Here is a 19304-nt window from a genome sequence, read left to right on the forward strand (position 1 = left end):
CCATGAAGTCCCACCTCGTCGCCGCATTCTCCGTTTTCATGTTCACGCTGCCGGCCCCTGCTCAGAAGGCGGCCCCAGTCATCTCACCCGAGTTTCAGGACGACCATTCCGTCGTCTTTCGGCTGCGCGGGCCGAAACTGGAAAGCGTGCTGCTGCGCGGGCAGTGGGACAAAAAGCAGGTGCCGATGACGAAGGACGCAGAAGGCCTCTGGAGCATCAATGTGCCGAATGTGCCGGCGGGCGTGTGGGAGTACAGTTTCATCGTGGACGGACTCACGATCATCGATCCGCTGAATCCGGCGCAAAAACCGCAGCGCAGTCCCAGCGCAAGCATCCTGCAGATTCCCGGCGATCCGCCGAATGTGTGGGACTTCCAGGATGTGCCGCACGGCACCGTGCATCAGCACACGTATCTCTCGAAAGCGCTCGGCAAACAGCGCGGCGCGTGGGTTTACACACCGCCGGGTTATGAAACCGACACGAGCACGAAATACCCGCTCTTCGTGCTTCAGCATGGCTCAGGCGACCGTCATGAAACATGGGTCGTTCACGGCAAGGCGAACTGGATTCTCGACGACCTCATCGCCGCCGGCAAAGCGAAGCCGATGATCGTCCTGATGATCGACGGGCACCCACTAGGCCAGGTGCCGCGCGAGGCGGCGGACAAGCGCAATGAATCGCTAAAAGCCTTCCAGCGCGAGCTGTTTGAGGACGCCATCCCGCTCGCTGAAAAACTTTACCGCGTGTCGCCGGAGCGCAAACAACGTGCCATCGCAGGCCTGAGCATGGGCGGCTGGCAGTCGCTCAGCATCGGCATGACGAATCTCGACCGGTTTGCCTGGATCGGCAGCTTCAGCGGTGCCGTCGATGAAAACGAGATCAAAACCGCGCTCGATGACGCGGCGGGCACGAATGCGAAACTCAAACTGCTGTGGATCGCCTGTGGCGAGAAGGACTTTCTCCTCGAACGTAACACGCAGCTCATCTCCACTCTCACAACACGCGGCATCACGCACGAATGGCGGCTCACATCCGGAGATCACTCCTGGCCCGTCTGGCGTGACTATCTCGCCGAGTTTGCACCGAAGCTGTTTCGTTAGCTGCCAAAATTCCCCGGGGGCTTGGGTCCAGGTTCCGGCGTGACGGGTTTTTCTTTTTTCTTGTCCTCTGGCTTCGGCGTTTCAGCTGCTTCGGATTTCTTTTCCGGCGGCTTGCGGAATGAGGGCGAAGACGAAGGGCTGGCACCCGGCCGAACCCGAAAGCCTTGGGAAAGGCGGCTGTTCAGCATCTCAACCTCGTTCGGTTCAAGTTTGCCGTTCCCATTCTGATCGAGACGCGACATGATTCGACCACCTGCGATCATCTTCTGCAGTCCTTCTACTTCGTCGGCATCGATCTTGTGGTTGCCGTTTTTGTCGATGCGCTGAAATCCGGCGAGCATTCGCTCCTTGCGATCGCCAGCGGCCGATGGCTTCGGCTTTTCCACCTCGGCCAGCTCGATCTCGCCGTTGTTGTTCTTGTCGAGACTCTTCAGCGCTGTGAACGCCTTTTGCAGCGCTGGAAGCTCGTCGGCATCGATCTGACGATCTCCGTTCTTGTCGAAGGTCTTGAGGACTTCGGCAGCGACACCGTCGTGAGGTGCGGCGGATTTCTTTGGACGCTTGGCGTCCTTGGCGGCAAACGCCGCTGCGGGCAGCAGAGCTGCCACAAGCACCAGGGTGCGAAATGGGGTCGTTCTCATACCCGGTGAAACGTCCGATCCCGGGCAAGGTTGCGGGCGGAATGTACCCGCTTTGCGGTTATAGGTTATAGCATCGCCGCCAGTTCAGCCGCGAGCTGCTTCGCCTCATGAACCGGGCGATGGGCTTCGCGCTCGACCGGCGGCAGCGAAAGATCAGCCTCGTTGAAGACGCGCACCGCCATGTGGAGCTGCTGGTCTTTGATCCAGGTGTGTGCACCGACCGGCGTCTGACAGCCGGCGCCGAGGATTTTCAGGAATTCGCGTTCGGCGGTGACGCGTGATTCGGTTTCGGCGTGATTGAGCGCTCGGATCGCCTGACACGAGGCCTCGTCACCTGCTCGGCATTCGATCGCAATGGCCCCCTGTCCGGCGGCTGGAAGAAACTTCACGGGATCCAGCACGAGACCGTAGAGCGTGTGCGTGTCGATGTGAATGCGGCTGAGATTCGCATTGAGCAAACCGAGCCGCAGCAATCCAGCAGCAGCAAGCAGCACGGCATCGAGCGGTTCATCGCCGATCACCTTCTTGACGCGCGTGGGCACATTGCCGCGGATCTCGACGATCTGGATGTCAGGGCGCAGGAACTTGAGCTGAGCGGCGCGGCGCACGCTGCTGGTGCCGACGCGGGCGCCCTGCGGCAGTGTTTCCAACGTGTAAGGCTGCGCTGTGACGAGCACGTCTTCGATCGCCGCACGCGGAAGCACGGCGGCGATGGTGAATCCGGCGGCGAGGTCACTCGGCACGTCCTTCAAACTGTGTACGGCCGCGTCGATCTGCCCGCCTTCGAGGGCGATTTCGAGCTCCTTGATGAAGATGCCTTTGTCCACCTGCGCGACGTCGCTGAACTCGGAGAAGCGCAGATCCTGGCGCTTGTCACCGCTCGTCTGAATGATCTGACGCTCGATGCGCAGATGCGGGTGCGCTGTCTGCAACTCCGCGGTGACCATGTTCGTCTGCGTGAGGGCCAGTTCGCTGCCGCGGGTGCCGAGGGTGATTTTTTCGATGCTCATGAAACGATGATGCCGTGATGGGAATGGCCGGGAGGATTGAGGAAGCCAAATTTTTCGAGCTGCTCCTCGATGATGCGCTCGCAGGCGGCGAGCTGACGCTCGCGCTCGCGGCGGCCTTCATCGGCGATGGCCTGCAGCGCGTCGATGTCGTAGAGATAGACGCCTTCGATCTCGTTCACCGCCGGATCCGCATCGCGCGGCACGGCGATGTCGATGATGAGCAGCGGTTCCCAGCGGCGCTTGCGCATGGTCTGCTCGATCTGCTCCGGTTTGATGACAAAATGCGGTGCGCTGGTGCTGGAGATGATGACATCGACCTCGTGCAACGCGTGTTCCCATTCGTCGAACTTCATCGCGGTGCCCTTCATCTCGGTGGCGAGTTCCACCGCCTTGTCGTAGCTGCGGTTGGAGACGATCACGCTCTTCGCACCACGTGAGAGCAGGCTCTGCGCGCAGGTGCGGCTCATTTCACCCGCGCCGACGAGCATGACGCGGCATTCCTTGAGATCGTGGACCTTTTCCGCGAGATCGACGGCCACGCTGCCGACGCTGGTGGAACCACGCTGAATGGTGGTCTCGTTGCGGACCTTTTTGCCGACGGTGAAGGCCTGCTGGAAGAGCTTGTTGAGCGAGCGACTCGTTGTACCGGTGTCGAGCGCGAGTTTGTAGGCCGCCTTGACCTGGCCAAAGATTTCGGTTTCGCCCAGCACCATGGAATCCAGCCCGCTGACGACACGGAACAGATGACGCGCAGTCTCGGCGGAATCGAGATTGTAGAGCACGAGAGCTTCCGCGTGCTCGGGCTGCAGTTTGAAATGGGTGACGAGATATTCGCGCAGCGCTTCGTGGCCGTCCTTGCCGCTGGGCAGCCCATGGGTGGCGTACAATTCCACGCGATTGCAGGTGCTGAGCACCACGCATTCCTCGAAGCCCGGGAGTCCGCGCACCTGCTGCACCGCATGCGGCACCTGCGCTTCGGGAAAGGCGAGACGCTCACGCACCTCGACGGGCGTGGTTTTGTAGTTCAGGCCTACACAGACGAGGCCGCTGCGGTTGTCCGTCGGCTCAGGCATGCGTGACGATCCACAGGGAGATGAACGGCAGGATGAAGCCGATGACAGCCAGCCACGCGGTTTTGCGCGGCGAAGTAAAATGCTTCCACATCAGGATGGTGATGACGGCATACAGGCCCCACACCACCCAGGAGAAAACGATCTTCGGATTCGACACCGAGGTGTGCAGCGCAAAGGAGATGCCCAGCGAAACGCTCAGCAGCAGGAGACCGAGGCGAACAAGCCGCTGGATCGCACTCGCGAGACCCTGAATCGGCGGCAGCTGATAAAACAGCCCGCCGATCTGGTGACGCTTGAGCATGCGCTCCTGCACGAGATACATGACGCCGGTGATGCAGGCCAGGGCGAAAGCCGCGTAGGCGATCAAGGCCACCGCGGCGTGCAGTTCGATGAGCGCGTTGATTTTGCCTCTCGGCGGGTAAGGAGCAAAGCCGCCGATCAGCGCGAGAATGTGCATGATGCTGACCAGCGGTGCGGTGAAGAGGCCGAGCAATGACAGCCGGAACGCGGAACCGACCAAGAAATAGAGCAACACGATGCTCCACGCGATGAACACGAGGATGTCCGGCAGGCTCTTCATCGGACATTGGCCGACTTCCTCACCGCGGACGTAGATGAAACCGGTCTGCAGCGCGAATCCGAGCGCCATGAACACGACGCGCGCGCGCCTTTCCTTCCAAGCGCCGGACTTGAGCGCCAGCAGGGCCTGCACGACCGCGCCCACAAAGGTGAGCGTGGCGGCAAGAAGAAGCTGCTGGGCGGGCGTCATGAAAACGGGGGGCGGATACTCGCGGTCATGGGTGGGTTTCGCAAGGGTGAAGGCAATTCTCGCCGCAATGTTGCCATCGCTTGCGCATCCCCGCATCTCCTCCATGATCGCTGGAATGGCCCCAGACATCCTCGACAACATCCGCAGCACGATCCGCGACGTGCCCGACTTCCCGAAGCCGGGCATCGTTTTCAAGGACATCACCCCGGTGCTGGCGAATCCGGTGCTGCTGGCGCAGGCGGTGGACGGCATGATCGAGTCCACAGGCATCACCCAGGTGGACAAGGTCGTTGGGATCGACGCCCGCGGGTTCATCTTCGGCGCCCTGATCGCGGAGCGCCTGGGTGCGGGATTCATTCCGGTGCGGAAAAAAGGCAAGCTGCCCTGGCAGACGCGGGGCGTGGATTACGCACTCGAGTACGGGACCAACTCTGTCGAAATGCACCTCGACGCCATCAACCCGGGTGAAACGGTGCTCCTGGCCGATGACCTTCTGGCAACCGGCGGAACAGCGGGTGCCGCGCTGCATCTCATCGAGCAGGCGGGCGGCAAGGTGCTGGGCAGCACATTTTTCATCGAACTCACCTTTCTCGGCGGCCGGGAAAAAGTAAGCGGATCCGGCCCGGTTCACGCTCTCGTCACCTACTGAACCCAGCTGCGATGACGGAACGTGACTACCTGCGCCACCTGAACAAGAGCGCGCAGAAATTCTTCCCGCCCGACGACAAGCTGCCACGTGGCCGTGCCGAAACGCTGCGACAGGCAAAGCGGTTTCTGAAGATCAAGGAGCAGCGCATCAAACAGCGGCACCATTCGGGCAGTTTCAGCGGGGCCGAGATCTGCCGCATGCGTTCGGACATGATCGATCTCCTCGTGCGTGTCCTCTGGGAGGAAAGCGTCTCGACGCTGCCCCCTGAGACACGCGCCAAGCTCAACGTAAGCGTCATAGCCCACGGCGGTTACGGCCGCCGCGTGATGAGCCCGGGGAGCGATGTGGATCTCACCTTCATGTTTCCCGGCAACAGCGGCAGGGTCTCCTCCGAGATCGCCCAGCTGATCCGCGAATACCTGCTCTACTTCTATGATTTGAAGTTCAAGGTCGGCCATGGATCACGGTCCGTGGGCGAGTGCATCGCCTTGGCGAACGAGAACATGGAGACGAAGACGGCGCTGATGGAGGCGCGCTTTATCACCGGCCAGAAAGCGGCGTTCGACGAGTTTCGGTCCCGTTTTGACAAGGAGTGCATGGACGGCCAGGAGACGCAGTTCCTGAAGCTGCGGCAGATGGACCTGAACGCACGCCACAAAAAGTACGATAACACGCCATTCGTGCAGGAACCGCATGTGAAAAACGGCTGCGGCGGCCTGCGTGACTACCAGAACCTGATCTGGATGACGTATGCGCGGCATCGCACGCTGAACCCGAAGGATCTGGTGAGCCTAGGCCTGATCTCCAAGGCGGGCTGGAAGGAAGTGGAGCAGGGGTATGCGTTCATCCTGCGAGTGCGCAATGAGATGCACTACACGGAAAAGCGCGCAGAAGATCTGCTCACCCTTCGCCTTCAAGGTCCGGTGGCCACGCATCTGGGCTACCGCCACAAGCGCATCCTGCGCCGCATCGAAGCGCTGATGCACGACTACTACACAGCCACCCGTGACATCCTGCAGCGCAGCAACGAGGTGATGGACCGCTTTCACCTGCAGGCGCTGGAGAACGGTCCCAAGAAGGGCAGGCTCATGGGCTTCCTGGCGCGCAGCCGTAAGGAGAAGCAGCAGGAGAGCTTCGACGGCTTTATCCGCAAGCATGAGCGCGTCTATGCGGAAGGTCCGACGATCTTCAAAGAAGACCCCGAACGCCTGATGCGGCTGTTTCTGCACACGCAGAAACGCCATCTGCGCCTCAGCCCCGACCTGTTTCAGCTCATTCAGGACAACTTCCGTCTGGTGGACTCCAGCTTCCGCTACAGCAAGACCAACCGCGAGACCTTCGAGGCCATTCTCACCAACAAAGGCGATGCCGCACGGACTCTGCGGCAAATGCACCGCGTCGGCTTTCTCGGGCGCTTCATGCCGGAGTTCGGTGCGCTGACCAACCTCGTGCAGCACGAGTTTTTCCATCTCTACACCGCGGATGAGCACACCCTGCGCACGATCGACAAGCTCGACGAGTTGAGCGATCCCACCCTCAAGGGAGCGGAGCTCTACCAGCAGCTCTTCCACGACCTCCAACAGCCCTACGTCCTCTATCTCGCGCTGCTGCTGCATGATGCGGGCCGCGCATTGAACAAGAAGACCCACAGCGACGAAAGCACCACGCTTGCCGCCGCCGTCTCCCGGCGTCTGCAGGTCAAAGGCGAACGTCGTCGTCTCCTGCTCTTCCTCGTCGACAATCATCTGCTGATGTACCGCACCGCGACGACGAAGAGCCTCGATGATCCGCAGGTGATCGAAGAATTCGCCGGCATCGTGCGCACCAAGGAGAATCTCGACACGCTGCTGCTCATGACTTACGCCGACTCGAAGGGCACGAGCGACAAGAGCTGGTCCGGCTACAAAGAAGCTTCCATTCGGCAGCTCTACCACAGCACGCTGCGCTTCATGAACGCCCCGGCGGACTTCATGCGCAACGTGCAGGTGCCACTGGAGGAATTGAAGAAAGAAGTGTCACGGCGTCTTGGCGCCGGATTCGAAGCCGAAGTGGACGCGCACTTCCGCCACATGCCACCGTCGTATTTCAACTTCCGCGAAGCCGAACTCATCGCCGCGCATCTGCGCCAGTTCCGTTTGTTCTTCGAACAACTGATTCGGGAAGAAGCCGTCGCCGGCCTGCTCCCGGTCATGAGCTGGGAGGACCATGTGGACCAAGGCTACAGCGAACTCACCGTCGTCTGCTGGGACCGCCATCTGCTGCTTGCACGCATCTCCGGTGCACTCGCGGCAGAGAACATCAACATTCTCAGCGCCGACCTCTACCAGCGTGCCGACCATCTCGTGCTGGACATCTTCCGCGTGTGCAACACGAACTTCGCGGCCGTCACGACGAAGAGCGCACGCAACAGGGTCGAAGAATCCGTGCGCAAGGCCTTCCGTGGACAGGACTTCGATTTCAGTGAGGCCATTGCGGAAAAGCTCGGCAAATCCATCACCATGCTCGATGAGATCGGCGAGGAAATCCCGCAGCGCATCTACGTGAACAACCATCTCTCGCCGGATCAGACCGTGCTGGAGCTCCAACTGGTGGACCGCCTGGGTCTGCTCTATGACATCTTCATGGCCATCGGCCGCCTCGGTCACAACGTCACCCACGCACGCATCAGCACCGAAAAGGGCGTCGCCATCGACGCCGTTTACGTTCAGGATGAGAACAACCACAAACTGACCGACCGCGCGCAGCTGGAAGAACTTGAACGCATCGTGTCCGCCGCCACCCATTTGCGCCTGCATTAGGCGAAAGCTTGAACGCTGTTTACTTCAGGAGGCCGCTGTCCGTGAGCCATTCCACGAAACGGTCCGGCCACCTCGCCGCAGCACTGGGTTTGGCGTCGGGTTTGTAACCGAAGCCGTGACCGGCGTTGGCATACATGTGCATCTCGGCCTTCACGCCGGCGGCCTTGTATTTGAGGTAGAGGGTGGCCATGCCTTCAGAGATGTCGGGCCGGTCGTTGTAACCGGCGGCGATGAAGAGCGGCGGCATGCCTTTCTCGGCACTGAAGAGTCCTGAGGTGCCAGGGTAGATGAGGCCTTGGAAGTCGGGGCGGCTGGACTGCTGCTCGATGGGATCGGCGGCGTCCTTTTTGCCGGGATCATTCGTCATAGCAGCGAATGCGGCGAGTTCGCCTCCGGCAGAGAAGCCGAGGATGCCAATACGATCCGGCTGAATGTGCCATTCGGCAGCACGGCTCCGGATGGTTCGGATGGCGCGCCGGGCGTCGGCCATGGCATGATCTTGGATGGTGTAAGTGCTGCCAGGCTCGCGGGCGAGGCGGTACTTGAGCACAAAGGCGGCGATGCCGTGGTCGCGGAACCATTCGGCGAGCGCGTAGCCCTCGTGGCCAAGGCAAAGCTTGGAATGACCGCCGCCTGGGCAGATGATGACGGCAGTGCCGGTTGCCTTGTCTGCCTCGGGGACGTAGGGCGTGATCGTGGGATTGTGGACGTTGCAGACGTTGTTGCCTTCGATCTTCTCCGTCTCGGCAGTGCGGGCTTCAGAACCGGGGGCGCCGTGGGGCCAGAGCGGCAGGGCGGGAGGGGTTTCGGCGGCGAAACAGGCGACTGGCAGGGCGAACGCGGCGAGGAGGAATTTCATGGGCGAGGCATAACGCTCAAACCCGCGATTTTTAAGCGAATTGATCGCCTGATTGACAAATGGGCGGCTCCCGCTAGTTTCGCGCCCCCTTTTCGAAGGGAGGCCGTGATTTGTCCGGCCTCAGCCGACATTTTTTAAAATTTTCACCACCCCACACGCCCATGCCCAAGACCAAAAGGACCTACCAACCATCCAAACGCACGCGCAAGCAGCAGTTTGGCTTCCGCGCACGCCTGAAAACGGCGAACGGTCGTGACATCCTGCGCCGCCGCCGCCGTGCCGGACGCAAGCGTCTTCTGCCGAAGGGTGTGGAAATCCACTTCAAGCGTCACACCCAGCAGCACGCCTGATCCTGCTGCGGCGCGCTCCTCATCATGCGCCTTCCCTCAAACCTGCGGATGAAACTCGCGCGAGACTTCGCACGAGTGAAGACGCAGGGCGGCAGTCAGGCTGGAAAATATCTGGTGCTGGGTGCCTTGCGCGTGGAGACGCTGGAGGAGTTCCAGTTTGGCCTCATCACCGGGGGTAGGCTGGGCAATGCCGTGGTACGAAACCGGATTCGCCGTCTGCTGCGTGAGATCATACGTGCGCATCGTACGGAGATCGCTCATGGCTGGCAGATGGTGATCATCGCCCGCTGGCGTGCCCCTCAGGCCACTCTGGCAGAACTGGAAAGCGACTGGCTGCGGCTGGCGCGGCGTATGAATCTGCTCAAACAGGCTCTTCCTGCCCCGCCCGCACCATGAAATGGCTTATACGAATCTTCATCCGCGGCTACCAAGTGTTTATCTCCCCCGTCATTCACGCCATCGGTGGTCCCGGCTCCGGATGCCGCTACACCCCGACCTGCTCAGAGTATTTTCTTCAGGCGGTGGAAACCCACGGTGTGCTGCGTGGAAGCTGGCTGGGCCTGTGCCGCATCGGCCGCTGCCACCCATGGGGCGGGCAGGGCGAGGACCCGGTGCCGCCGCGTGACCTGAAATAAAAGCCGCCAACAACCCCACCCCGAACTCTCTTTCTCATATCATGGACCGCAAAAGTTGGATCGTCGTCATCGCATGTGTTGTCCTCATGGGCCTGAATTGGCACTACATGCAGGAAAACCAGAAGATTGCGCAGGCCGAAGCGGCACGCAAAAAGCAGGAGGAAGTCGCGAAGAAACCGGCCGAATCAAGCGCCACCCCGGCTGCAACGACACCGGCGGCCGCAGGCACCACTACCGCACCGGCGGCTCCTGCCGTTGCGGCGCTGCCCGAGGAAACACATTCGCTCAAAGCCGGCAGCGTCACCTTTGAACTGACCTCCAAAGGCGGCGGCATCACCCGCGCGGTGCTCGCTGGAACCGATCGTGTGACCTTGAACGAACACGCGCTGGAACCCGTCGGCGCCCTTCGTCGTGAACCAGGTGGTCTGGACGCGATCGCTTACAAGCTGACGGCGAAAAGCGACAAGAGCGCGACCTTCGAAGGCACCAATGCAGAAGGCATCGTGGTGACCAAGACTTACACGCTGACTGAAGGCGAAGGCAGCGACGAGCATCTCATCGATCTCCAGATCACGCTGAAAAACACCGGCGCGGCCCAGCATCGCTCCGAAGAATACTACCTCTATGCCGGTGCTTCGAGCGCCCTGAAGCATGACGACGCACGCTACGAGGGCTTCTTCTGGAATGATGCAGGCGACGTCTCCAGCGAAGCGGCGGATTACTTCGGCAAACACATGCTGAGCGACGAGAAAACCGAGTTTCGCCAGTCCTTCGGCGCGCTGCGCTACGGTGGTGTGATGGGACGCTTCTACACGCACATCATCACACGCGTTGCTGACAAGGACGCTGCAGGAAAACTATGGGCATCACGCCGCAAGCTGGCCAAACCGCTGGATGCTGCGCACGAGGGCAAGGCCGACATCGAAGACCACGCCTACGATGCCTCGCTTGGGCTGCCGACCATTGATCTGGCACCTGGTGCCTCGCACAGCGAGACCTACCAAATTTACCTCGGGCCCAAGGAATACGACCGCCTGAGCCGCATCGGCAAACAGCGCAGTTACGCGATGTTTTACGGCTGGTTCAAGCCGATCAGCATCTTCCTCTCGAAGGTGATGCGCTGGATGCACGGGCTGACCGGAAACTGGGGCGTGTCCATCATCCTGCTGACGATTTTCGTGCGTCTCTGCATCTGGCCGATCCACGCGAAGTCCACCTCCACCATGAAGCGCATGGGCCTGCTGGGTCCGCTGATGAAGGAGCTGCAGGAAAAGTACAAGGACAATCCGCAGCAGCAGCAAATGGAGGTGATGAAGCTGTACCGCGAGTACGGTGTGAATCCTCTCGGTGGCTGCCTGCCGATGTTCCTGCAGATCCCGATCTTCTTCGGCCTCTACCGCGTGCTGGAGTCAGCAGCGGAACTGCGCGGACAATCATTCCTCTGGGTGCATGATCTCTCTGCCGCAGACACCGTGAGCCAGTTCATGGGTTTCGACGTCAACCCCCTGCCGCTCATCATGGGGCTGACCATGGTGGCGCAGATGAAGCTGACACCTCAGCCAGCAACAGCGGACAAGACGCAGCAGCGCATCTTCATGCTGATGCCGTTTTTCTTCCTCTACATCTGCTACAGCTTTGCCGCCGCACTGGCTCTCTACTGGTCCACGCAGAACGTTTTCAGCATAGCCCAAACATGGATCATGAAGCTCTACATGCCGGAGCCGAAGCTGGAAAAAGTGGCGCAACGGCCGGCGCCCAAAGCCGCTCCGGCGCAGAGCCCGTTTTTCAACACACCGGGCCAGAAAGATAAGAAAAAAGGCCCCAAACCGCCACGCCTAGGAGGTTAGCACCCCACGCCATGACGCCTCTCGAACACGCACGCCACATCCTCGACACCATGCTCGGTTATCTGGGCTTCGTCGTGCAGATCGAGGAAGACAATGGACCCGACGGCCCCACGCTGCAGGTGCTCACGGACGACTCGGACGCGCTCATCGGCCGCCGGGGTGATACGCTCGAAGACATCCAGTATCTGGTGAACCGCGTACTTCAGCGCCACATCAAAGACGCACCGCGCATCCGCGTCGATGTGGAATTCTACCGCTCCATGCGCGAGGACAAGATGGTCGCACGCGCCAAGGAACTGGGCGAGCGCGTGCGGGCCACCGGCCAGAGCGCCGACCTGCCACCGATGAACAGCTACTACCGCCGTCTCATCCACAATGTCTTCGTCAATGACCCGGCGGTCATGAGCGTGAGCCAAGAAGGTGCCGCCCGTTTCAAGCGCATCGTTCTCAAACGGCGCGGCCAGTGAGCCGTAAGCCTGGAACGGAGGAAAATAAGCTTCGTTCTTTACTCAGAGTGTGGTTTTGAGTTATTTCTCAAAACCCGCGCAAATTGGCGCGCCAAAAATCCCTCGATACCACCGCCTCCACCCCCTCATTCCCCATGAAATTGAGCCGCATCCGATCCGCCTTTGTTCTCATTGCCTGCAGTGCCGGATTTTTGCATGCCGACGTGGTGACCCTCAAAGATGGCAGAAAGCTCGAGGGCAACATCCTTTCCGAATCGGCCGATGCCATCCGCATGCGCTACAAGCTGACGCCGAAGATCTGGGATGAGAAAGACATCCAGCGCAGTGAAATCGCTGAAGGCGGCATCCTCAAACAAAAGCCGGAAGAAGTCGAACTCATCGAACTGAAGAAGCTCGTCCCTACTGTGGACCTGCTGACAGCGGAGAAGTACGAGCAAATCATCCAGGATCGCCTGCGCCCCTTCATCAACCGTTATCCAAAGACCCCGGAAGCGGCAGAAGCCGAAAAAATGCTGGCCGTCATGCAGGAAGAAAAGGAGAAGGTGGTTGCCGGTGGCATCAAGCTGGAAGGAAAGTGGCTCAATCCTGATGAAACCAAGGCGGAAAGCCTCAACATCAAGGCCTACGGATTGCGTGCGGCCATGATGGAAAAAGCCGAGGCCAAGGATTACTCCGGAGCGCTCAAGGAGTTCGACAAGCTCTCCGATCCTCGCAGTGGATACATCGCCTCGATCTATTATCCGAAGGCCGTTGAGGAGGCAGTCGCCTTATTGACGAAGTACGAGGCACAAGTTGAGCAGATGATCAAAGACCAGCCGACATTGCTGAAGATGCGTGAAGACGGCATCAAAAAGCTGATCGAACCGGACCTCACACGCATGAAGGACGCGGTGAAGCGTGAGGAGGAACTCTGGAAGACAAACTACGATCAGGAGCGCAAGTCCAGCAGATGGTACACCCCCTACAAGTATGACATGCCAAGCTTGAAAACGCTCTCCCAGTCCATCATCACCGAAAAGAACCGCCTGAAGGATATCGACATTCCTGTCATCACCAAAGTCAACGAGGCCATCGCCCGTCTCATGCGCGCGGACGCCAAAGCCGCCCAGAATGCCGATGAGCTGAAAAAGATGGGCGAGGCGATTCTTGAAGGTGAAACGGCTGCCGCCAGTGCCGACAGCAATAGCATGCAGTTTTACCAAAATGTCTTCCAGGCCTATCGCCAACGCTACGCCTACGCCGAGCAGCAGCTGGCCGTGGCGACCGCTCAACAGCAGATGCCAGCGCCCGCCGCCGGCGGGGTCGCCACCGGCTCTTCCGCCATTGCTGGCACGGGTGCCGCGCCGGGAGAAGACGCCAAAATGGCCGCTGCTCTGGCGGCTGCCGCTGCAGGAAACACAGCTGCACCCAACCCCAATGCCGCAGCTCCTGGCATGCCTGCTCAAGGAACCACAGATCCAAATGCCGCCCAAGTTCCCGGAGCGGTCCCCAATGGCTATCCTGCCCAGCCGGGTGCCATGCCCGCTCCTGGCACGGTTCCCAACGGCTATCCCCAGCAGCAACCGGGTTACGCACCACAGCAGCAAGGCTACGCCCAGCCTCAGCAACCGGTTGCCTCCGCTCCCATGCCTGTCACCCCGCCGGAAGAAGAAGGCATGAGCACCACCAACATGCTTCTCATCGGCATCGGCGTGGTTGTTCTGGTGCTCCTCCTCACGCTCCTGGGGGGCGGCAAGAAGAAACAGAAGTGACCCGTCACAGGGCCTGATCACCTGCGGGTGATCTCAGACGATTTCACAAAAAAGGGAGGGCTTTGCAGCCCTCCCTTTTCTGTTTGAAACACACTGAAAAATAAACCGATCAATTCTCGCTCTGCCCCTGCTCCTTGACGGACATGGCTTCCTTGCCCTGGCGCTGACGCAGGTAGTGAAGTCGAGCACGACGCACACGGCCGGTCTTGGTGACTTCGACCTTGGCGACCTTCGGGCTATGCAGCGGAAACACGCGCTCCACGCCTTCGCCGTAGGAAATCTTGCGGACGGTGAAGGCTTCGTTGATGCCACAGCCTTTGCGGGCAATCACGATGCCTGCGAAAATCTGAATACGTTCCTTGTCGCCTTCAACGACTCGGGTGTGGACCTTGACGCTGTCACCCACGGTGAAAGCGGCAACTTCCTTCTTCAACTGCTCTTGATTGATCTTTTCGATGATTTTGCTCATGACACGCTCCTAAGCCCGCGCTTCGCAAGGCCGTGAATCAGTCAGGCCGGGGGCGAGGGGCGGGGAAGATGGACAGTTCGCCTGATTTGGCAACCTGTTTTTCCCTGTGCTGGAAACCTGCTATCTCCCACCCTATCATCAGTCCCCCATGGAATCCTCCGTTTCAGCCCTGATCCACGCCGCCATCGCCGAAGACGTCGGCACCGGCGATGTCACCTCCCTCTACTTCATCCCGGAGCAGTCCCGTTCGAGGGCCGAAATCGTCGCCCGGGAGCCGGGAATCGTCTCCGGAAGTGATATTGCCACCGCCGTTTTCCACCAAATCGACCCCGCACTCGAAGTCGAGGTCTGCATCCCCAACGGCAGCCCCTTCAAACCGGGTGATATCCTGCTCAAGGCCGCTGGCGGCACGCGCTCATTGCTCACCGCTGAGCGTACCGCGCTGAATTTCCTTCAGCGGCTTTGCGGTGTCGCCACCCAGACCCAAAAATACGTCGAAGCCGTGAAACCCCACCCCGTTCAGGTCTGGGACACCCGCAAAACCACCCCCGGCTGGCGTTTGATCGAAAAGGCCGCTGTGAAACACGGCGGCGGCACCAACCATCGCATGGGTCTCTACGACCACGCGATGGTCAAAGACAACCACCTCGCCGCCAACAGCGACCTGACCTCGCTTCAGGCCGCGATTCACAAACTGCGGGCCGAACGCCCCGGCGTCCGCGTTCAACTCGAAGCCGCCACGCTCCAGCAGGTCGCGGATTTCCTCACGCTAGACGGCGTGGACATGCTCCTGCTCGACAACATGAGCACCGATCAGCAGCGCGAGGCCGTGAAACTTGTGAACGGCAAACTCTGGCTCGAAGCCAGCGGCGGCATCACACTCGATACGATCAAAGACGTCGCCGCCACGGGCGTGAATGCGATCTCGGTGGGAGCTCTCACTCACTCCGCGCGTGCGCTCGATCTGGCACTCGACCTGTATTGACTACTTCACTGGCTCATACTGCCAAGCCCAGTCACCGAGGTACTCTGGCTTCTTCATTGAGCGAACCTCCTCCGGCTTCGTGATGTTCACCTTCCCATCATCATCTTTCCCGTCCACAGCCACGGACCACAGAACGTAACGTCCAGATTCAGTCACTCGATAACGCATGGCCTTGCCATCGCAGGGATCCTTTGGCACGGAGGTCACAAATTCAGGCACGAGTTCGTCGAGACGTAATGGATAGCGTCCCATTTTGAAAAAGAAGCGCTCTAAAGCCAGGGCCGCCTGCGCCTGCCGCTGCTTTGTCTGACTCATCAGCGCTGTCTGACTGACTTGGGCTACGGCAGGCACAGTTATCAACGCCATGACGTAGTCTGGGTGGGCCCACGGGTTGGAATGGACGCCAAGCTCTTCATGCAGTGAGTCTCTATCATCGATCGCCGCTCGAAGACCTGCAGTCTTCAATGGTTTGATCACATGCCGCATCTCCACGTCCGCCAGCACACTTTTCCAATGATCAAACAATCCACTCGGAATGGCACGAACCCAACCTCGCCGCATCCCTGAAGAATGACCGGAAAGGACCTCGTCCAGTTCCCTGCCTGCGGTCGTTCGTCCAGCGGCCACATCTCCAAGGTACTCCAGCGACCCCACAGCCACTGCCAACTCTCCACGCATTGCCAGAAGCAAAGCTGTCTCCACATCGGAAGCCTCCAATGTTTGCTGAATCTGATGCAGCTCGTCTTCCTTTAGCAACTTCGTTTCCAAAACTTCCCAAAGCAATTCGAGCGCTTGTGCATCGACTGTTACACCCACCAAAAGGCCAAGCAGCATCGGCTCCACTTTGCAGGCTCGGCCCACACGCAACATGGCCACCGCGGTGTTCGCCACTTCACGCGCTTCACCTACGGCGGCGGCGGCACGCGCACGTAGCGCCAGATTGCTCCCCAGCTTCTGTGCAATGGTGTAATGTGGCACCTGAAGACTGAACAGCATTCCCGGCAGCTTGCGCTCGTTCAAACTGGGTGTGAACATCGCCTGAGGGCGCGTGACCGCCTCGTCAGCGAGTTGCTTGAGCACAGGAAGCCGGGCATCCAACGCCGCCAGCATCTCACGGCCCGCGTTTGGAGAATCTGCGGCGACATCCGCCAGCTTCGCCTCACGCGCCACCCGCACCCAGTCCTCAAACGCAGTCCTTCTTCCGAGAGACGTTCCCAATGCTGCCGGCATTTTGGTCTTTCCAGATTCCCACGCCAATCCGGCCAGCGCCTTGCGCTTTGCACCAGGTTCGCCTTTGGCTTCGTCCTGATCGACGACTTCGGAAATGCCGCGCAGCGGTTCGATCGCTAGCAGATTCTTCTCCTCCGGTGGCGTCTCGGGAAGCAGCTTGTGGAAATCGAGCTTTTCGCCTTCGCGCTCGAGCAACGCCTTTGTGGCCGCCCAGCGGCGCTGACCGCTCCAGTTCGTCCACACGAACAGGAGTACCATGACGGTGACGAGCGTGATAAAAATCCACAGCAAAATGCGTGCGGCCCGTTTGGAAGTGATGCGATGAAACATGAGATGAGAAGGTTGGAAGTGTTGGGGTCAGTTGGCGGCCAGCAGGGCCTCAATGGCGGCGTTGTGCTGCTGCCAGAGCGCCGCCGCTGAGAGGTTGTCAGGAGAGGGCGCTATCCGCGTCTGCGGTTCCGACGGCATCGTGTGGTACATCAGGAGGATCGCCGCCCAGGCGAGACTCCAGCCGGCCACCAGCCAGCGCGGAGTACGTGATCCATGACGGGTGGTCTCTGTCGCCGCAGCCTGCAGCATCTCATCCCGCCAATGCCCGGGAAGCTCCCGCCGCCGCAAAGCAAGCAGATCGTTTTCAAATGAGTCGTGATTCGTTTTCATGAGGGTGTGAGTTCGTCGTAGAGCGGTCGCAGTTCACTGCGCAGCTTCTCCAGGGCGTAGCGATAACGGCTGGCCGCCGTGTTCAGCGGAATGCCCTGCACTTCCGCGATTTCTTCGAAGGTGAGACCGTCCCAGAGCTTCAGTTGCGCCACACTGCGCTGTTCCAGCGGAAGCAACGAGAGCGCCGCCCCGAGACGCTTTGCCAGCTCCGCCTGATCAGGATCGTCCTGCGCGGCAAACATTTCCACAGGGGCACGGGATGCCTCTTCCGCACGGCGCCGCACATGGTGACGCCGCAGCCAGTCGATGGCCTGCCGATGCGCCAGCCGCAGCAGCCACGCCCGCATGTTGTCGATGCCCGCAGGCACCGGCTGCCGTGCCAGTTTGATGAACAACTCCTGCAGCAGATCTTTCGCGTCGGCCTCCGCGCCCGTGAAACTCGTGAGATAATGGAACAGGCCGGCCGCGTGGGCGTCGTAAAGTTCGGACAATGTCGGAGCGGCGTACATTGAGAGGCAGTTTCACGAACAGGACGCACGGCGGCGAGACTTTTGTCTATCCGAATGGGTCTGCAGGGCTTTTCGACCATTCACCTCACAAAATTACCCTTGTAATCCCCGAGCGTGGGAGCATCCTCACGCCCAACTTTTTTCACGCATGTCACGTCCTCCTAATCGCGGCCCATCACGCAGCGGCCCCAATCGCGGTCCTTCACGCGGCGGCCCACCCCGTCGTGGCGGCCCGCCTCAACGCTTCGCACCACCGCCACGTCCGCCTGAGCCTGAAGATACGGGCAAGCAGAAAGAGGAAGCCATCGAACTCGAAGGCACCATCGCCGCCGTGCTCGCCGGCACCATGTTCCGTGTACAGCTCCGCAACGGCCACGAAGTGCTCGCGCACATCTCCGGCAAGATGCGCAAGAAGTTCATCCGTCTCGTCATCGGTGACGCCGTGAAGCTCGAAATGTCTCCCTACGACATGGACAAGGCGCGCATCGTGTATCGCATCGGCTAAGCTCACGCCACGCCCGCGATCATGGCCGGAGACATCGTCTATTTCGATCTCGAAACACGCCGCACGGCAAACGATGTCGGCGGCTGGGGCAACAAGCACAAGATGGGCATCTCCGTGGCCGTCACGTTCAGCACCAAAATGAACGAATACCGGATCTACACGGAAGACGAGGCCCCGGAGCTGATCAAACAGCTCAAGGCAGCCGACCTGGTCGTGGGTTTCAACCACATCGGGTTCGACTACGAGGTGCTCAAGGGACACGACATCATGTTCGACCCCGCTGATCTGCCTCACAGCCTCGACATGCTCATCGAGCTCGAAAAGGTTCTCGGCCATCGCATCAAGCTCGATGCCGTCGCTGCAGCCACACTCGGCACCGGCAAGACCGCCGACGGTCTCGATGCCCTGCGCTGGTGGCAGCAGGGCGAAGTCGCCAAGATCGCCGAGTACTGCTGCTACGATGTGAAAGTGACGAAGTGCGTATACGAGTATGGTGTCCAGCACGGCCACGTGAAATACCACGACCGCAACGGCCGCGAGCAGATCGCCAACGTGGACTGGAAGGCATGACGCCGCTGTTTAGTCTTTTTGTGCGCGCCGGCTGGGCTCCGCTCGCGGTCTTGATCTTCCATCAGATCATTCTGCGCACGCCCTATCGTCAGCAGCTCGATTTCGTGATGCACTACAGCGGCGGAGTGGCCATCGCTTTCTTCTTCTGGCATGCACTGAACTGCCTCGCCTCCTGGTTCGGACAGCTCACTCCGTTCGCACGCCACCTGTTCACCTTCGCACTCGCCTGCACGTTGGGATTGTTCTGGGAGTTCGCCGAACTTTTTTCCGATGTCTTCTACGGCACCCACATCCAGCACAGCGTCCACGAAACGATGCGCGATCTCGTCGCCGACGCGACAGGTGCGCTGACGACGCTTGCAGGAGTGTTTGTCGTGCATTGCTTCCGTAAGCCGAACTGAGCCCCAAATCAGGAAACTTGTGGGCG

Annotated in this window: 21 protein-coding genes and 1 pseudogene; 13 read left to right on the plus strand and 9 right to left on the minus strand. The window is 60.2% G+C overall.

Features of this window, described 5'->3' with window-relative positions:
- The first annotated feature begins 2 nt into the window (after window positions 1-2).
- Window positions 3-1100, plus strand: coding sequence for an alpha/beta hydrolase-fold protein (locus KDL09_RS23765; protein WP_294390937.1), 1098 nt, complete (start codon window positions 3-5; stop codon window positions 1098-1100).
- Here the strand turns inward: KDL09_RS23765 and KDL09_RS23770 are convergent.
- The 4 genes from KDL09_RS23770 to ccsA all read right to left on the minus strand — a co-directional run bounded on the left by KDL09_RS23770 (window position 1097) and on the right by ccsA (window position 4593).
- Window positions 1097-1741 (minus strand): hypothetical protein, encoded by a 645-nt coding sequence (locus KDL09_RS23770; protein WP_294390940.1) that lies wholly within the window; start codon window positions 1739-1741, stop codon window positions 1097-1099. The genes KDL09_RS23765 and KDL09_RS23770 overlap by 4 nt on opposite strands.
- Before the next feature lie 65 nt (window positions 1742-1806).
- On the minus strand, window positions 1807-2751 hold the full coding sequence (gene hemC / locus KDL09_RS23775) for a hydroxymethylbilane synthase (RefSeq protein ID WP_294390943.1): 945 nt from the start codon (window positions 2749-2751) through the stop codon (window positions 1807-1809).
- Window positions 2748-3824, minus strand: a complete 1077-nt coding sequence (gene hemA, locus KDL09_RS23780; protein ID WP_294390945.1) for a glutamyl-tRNA reductase — start codon at window positions 3822-3824, stop codon at window positions 2748-2750. The genes hemC and hemA overlap by 4 nt, the downstream gene beginning before the upstream one ends.
- Window positions 3817-4593 (minus strand): cytochrome c biogenesis protein CcsA, encoded by a 777-nt coding sequence (gene ccsA, locus KDL09_RS23785; RefSeq protein ID WP_294390948.1) that lies wholly within the window; start codon window positions 4591-4593, stop codon window positions 3817-3819. Before ccsA ends, hemA begins: the two co-directional genes overlap by 8 nt.
- Window positions 4594-4720: 127 nt before the next feature.
- Here ccsA and KDL09_RS23790 point away from each other — a divergent pair, with 127 nt between their 5' ends.
- Window positions 4721-5242, plus strand: coding sequence for an adenine phosphoribosyltransferase (locus tag KDL09_RS23790; RefSeq protein ID WP_345781107.1), 522 nt, complete (start codon window positions 4721-4723; stop codon window positions 5240-5242).
- 11 nt (window positions 5243-5253) lie between these two features.
- The gene (gene glnD, locus KDL09_RS23795; protein WP_294390954.1) at window positions 5254-8040 is read left to right on the plus strand and encodes a [protein-PII] uridylyltransferase; all 2787 of its coding nucleotides are present in this window, start codon (window positions 5254-5256) and stop codon (window positions 8038-8040) included.
- A gap of 19 nt (window positions 8041-8059) precedes the next feature.
- Here glnD and KDL09_RS23800 read toward each other — a convergent pair whose 3' ends face one another.
- Window positions 8060-8899: an alpha/beta hydrolase gene (locus KDL09_RS23800; RefSeq protein WP_294390956.1), complete on the minus strand. Its 840-nt coding sequence runs from the start codon at window positions 8897-8899 to the stop codon at window positions 8060-8062.
- A gap of 161 nt (window positions 8900-9060) precedes the next feature.
- Here KDL09_RS23800 and rpmH point away from each other — a divergent pair.
- From rpmH to KDL09_RS23830, 6 genes and pseudogenes are all read left to right on the plus strand, one after another.
- Window positions 9061-9195, plus strand: a pseudogene (gene rpmH / locus KDL09_RS23805) (50S ribosomal protein L34); the annotation flags it as partial.
- Between the two features lie 78 nt (window positions 9196-9273).
- The gene (rnpA, locus tag KDL09_RS23810) at window positions 9274-9645 is read left to right on the plus strand and encodes a ribonuclease P protein component (protein ID WP_294390960.1); all 372 of its coding nucleotides are present in this window, start codon (window positions 9274-9276) and stop codon (window positions 9643-9645) included.
- Window positions 9642-9884, plus strand: coding sequence for a membrane protein insertion efficiency factor YidD (yidD, locus tag KDL09_RS23815; RefSeq protein ID WP_294390963.1), 243 nt, complete (start codon window positions 9642-9644; stop codon window positions 9882-9884). The genes rnpA and yidD overlap by 4 nt, the downstream gene beginning before the upstream one ends.
- Window positions 9885-9925: 41 nt before the next feature.
- Complete coding sequence (gene yidC / locus KDL09_RS23820; RefSeq protein ID WP_294390966.1) at window positions 9926-11731, plus strand: membrane protein insertase YidC; 1806 nt, start codon at window positions 9926-9928, stop codon at window positions 11729-11731.
- 11 nt (window positions 11732-11742) lie between these two features.
- Complete coding sequence (locus KDL09_RS23825; protein WP_294390969.1) at window positions 11743-12198, plus strand: R3H domain-containing nucleic acid-binding protein; 456 nt, start codon at window positions 11743-11745, stop codon at window positions 12196-12198.
- A 134-nt stretch (window positions 12199-12332) separates the two neighbouring features.
- A complete protein-coding gene (locus KDL09_RS23830) occupies window positions 12333-13949 on the plus strand; it encodes a PTPDL family protein (RefSeq protein ID WP_294390972.1) in 1617 nt (538 codons plus the stop codon).
- Window positions 13950-14058: 109 nt separating this feature from the next.
- On the opposite strand, the gene rplS is transcribed toward KDL09_RS23830, so the two are convergent.
- Window positions 14059-14418 carry a 50S ribosomal protein L19 gene (gene rplS / locus KDL09_RS23835; protein WP_294390974.1) on the minus strand — a complete coding sequence of 120 codons (360 nt, stop codon included), beginning with the start codon at window positions 14416-14418 and terminating at the stop codon, window positions 14059-14061.
- A gap of 148 nt (window positions 14419-14566) precedes the next feature.
- Here rplS and nadC point away from each other — a divergent pair, with 148 nt between their 5' ends.
- Window positions 14567-15403 carry a carboxylating nicotinate-nucleotide diphosphorylase gene (gene nadC / locus KDL09_RS23840; protein ID WP_294390977.1) on the plus strand — a complete coding sequence of 279 codons (837 nt, stop codon included), beginning with the start codon at window positions 14567-14569 and terminating at the stop codon, window positions 15401-15403.
- Here nadC and KDL09_RS23845 read toward each other — a convergent pair whose 3' ends face one another.
- From KDL09_RS23845 to KDL09_RS23855, 3 genes are read right to left on the minus strand one after another with little or no spacing between them, the layout of a single operon-like run.
- Window positions 15404-16963, minus strand: a complete 1560-nt coding sequence (locus tag KDL09_RS23845) for a hypothetical protein (protein ID WP_294390980.1) — start codon at window positions 16961-16963, stop codon at window positions 15404-15406. It lies immediately after the preceding gene.
- Window positions 16964-16990: 27 nt separating this feature from the next.
- Window positions 16991-17293: a hypothetical protein gene (locus KDL09_RS23850; protein ID WP_294390983.1), complete on the minus strand. Its 303-nt coding sequence runs from the start codon at window positions 17291-17293 to the stop codon at window positions 16991-16993.
- Window positions 17290-17802, minus strand: coding sequence for a sigma-70 family RNA polymerase sigma factor (locus tag KDL09_RS23855; protein WP_294390985.1), 513 nt, complete (start codon window positions 17800-17802; stop codon window positions 17290-17292). The genes KDL09_RS23850 and KDL09_RS23855 overlap by 4 nt, the downstream gene beginning before the upstream one ends.
- A gap of 148 nt (window positions 17803-17950) precedes the next feature.
- Here KDL09_RS23855 and infA point away from each other — a divergent pair, with 148 nt between their 5' ends.
- The 3 genes from infA to KDL09_RS23870 are packed head-to-tail and all read left to right on the plus strand — an operon-like array spanning window position 17951 to window position 19278.
- Window positions 17951-18307 (plus strand): translation initiation factor IF-1, encoded by a 357-nt coding sequence (infA, locus tag KDL09_RS25185; RefSeq protein ID WP_345781106.1) that lies wholly within the window; start codon window positions 17951-17953, stop codon window positions 18305-18307.
- Window positions 18308-18328: 21 nt separating this feature from the next.
- On the plus strand, window positions 18329-18877 hold the full coding sequence (locus KDL09_RS23865) for a ribonuclease H-like domain-containing protein (protein ID WP_294390988.1): 549 nt from the start codon (window positions 18329-18331) through the stop codon (window positions 18875-18877).
- Window positions 18874-19278, plus strand: a complete 405-nt coding sequence (locus KDL09_RS23870) for a hypothetical protein (RefSeq protein ID WP_294390992.1) — start codon at window positions 18874-18876, stop codon at window positions 19276-19278. The genes KDL09_RS23865 and KDL09_RS23870 overlap by 4 nt, the downstream gene beginning before the upstream one ends.
- Window positions 19279-19304: the final 26 nt, after the last annotated feature.

This window comes from Prosthecobacter sp. (assembly GCF_020439865.1).
Classification (GTDB): Bacteria; Verrucomicrobiota; Verrucomicrobiia; order Verrucomicrobiales; family Verrucomicrobiaceae; genus Prosthecobacter.

Excerpts from the sequence above, each read along its gene's own strand:
- KDL09_RS23765 (WP_294390937.1), top strand. The coding sequence starts at position 3 with ATGAAGTCCCACCTCGTCGCCGCATTCTCCGTTTTCATGTTCACGCTG.
- KDL09_RS23770 (WP_294390940.1), bottom strand. The coding sequence starts at position 1,741 with ATGAGAACGACCCCATTTCGCACCCTGGTGCTTGTGGCAGCTCTGCTG.
- hemC (WP_294390943.1), bottom strand. The coding sequence starts at position 2,751 with ATGAGCATCGAAAAAATCACCCTCGGCACCCGCGGCAGCGAACTGGCC.
- hemA (WP_294390945.1), bottom strand. The coding sequence starts at position 3,824 with ATGCCTGAGCCGACGGACAACCGCAGCGGCCTCGTCTGTGTAGGCCTG.
- ccsA (WP_294390948.1), bottom strand. The coding sequence starts at position 4,593 with ATGACGCCCGCCCAGCAGCTTCTTCTTGCCGCCACGCTCACCTTTGTG.
- glnD (WP_294390954.1), top strand. The coding sequence starts at position 5,254 with ATGACGGAACGTGACTACCTGCGCCACCTGAACAAGAGCGCGCAGAAA.
- KDL09_RS23800 (WP_294390956.1), bottom strand. The coding sequence starts at position 8,899 with ATGAAATTCCTCCTCGCCGCGTTCGCCCTGCCAGTCGCCTGTTTCGCC.
- rnpA (WP_294390960.1), top strand. The coding sequence starts at position 9,274 with ATGCGCCTTCCCTCAAACCTGCGGATGAAACTCGCGCGAGACTTCGCA.
- yidD (WP_294390963.1), top strand. The coding sequence starts at position 9,642 with ATGAAATGGCTTATACGAATCTTCATCCGCGGCTACCAAGTGTTTATC.
- yidC (WP_294390966.1), top strand. The coding sequence starts at position 9,926 with ATGGACCGCAAAAGTTGGATCGTCGTCATCGCATGTGTTGTCCTCATG.
- KDL09_RS23825 (WP_294390969.1), top strand. The coding sequence starts at position 11,743 with ATGACGCCTCTCGAACACGCACGCCACATCCTCGACACCATGCTCGGT.
- KDL09_RS23830 (WP_294390972.1), top strand. The coding sequence starts at position 12,333 with ATGAAATTGAGCCGCATCCGATCCGCCTTTGTTCTCATTGCCTGCAGT.
- rplS (WP_294390974.1), bottom strand. The coding sequence starts at position 14,418 with ATGAGCAAAATCATCGAAAAGATCAATCAAGAGCAGTTGAAGAAGGAA.
- nadC (WP_294390977.1), top strand. The coding sequence starts at position 14,567 with ATGGAATCCTCCGTTTCAGCCCTGATCCACGCCGCCATCGCCGAAGAC.
- KDL09_RS23845 (WP_294390980.1), bottom strand. The coding sequence starts at position 16,963 with ATGTTTCATCGCATCACTTCCAAACGGGCCGCACGCATTTTGCTGTGG.
- KDL09_RS23850 (WP_294390983.1), bottom strand. The coding sequence starts at position 17,293 with ATGAAAACGAATCACGACTCATTTGAAAACGATCTGCTTGCTTTGCGG.
- KDL09_RS23855 (WP_294390985.1), bottom strand. The coding sequence starts at position 17,802 with ATGTACGCCGCTCCGACATTGTCCGAACTTTACGACGCCCACGCGGCC.
- infA (WP_345781106.1), top strand. The coding sequence starts at position 17,951 with ATGTCACGTCCTCCTAATCGCGGCCCATCACGCAGCGGCCCCAATCGC.
- KDL09_RS23865 (WP_294390988.1), top strand. The coding sequence starts at position 18,329 with ATGGCCGGAGACATCGTCTATTTCGATCTCGAAACACGCCGCACGGCA.
- KDL09_RS23870 (WP_294390992.1), top strand. The coding sequence starts at position 18,874 with ATGACGCCGCTGTTTAGTCTTTTTGTGCGCGCCGGCTGGGCTCCGCTC.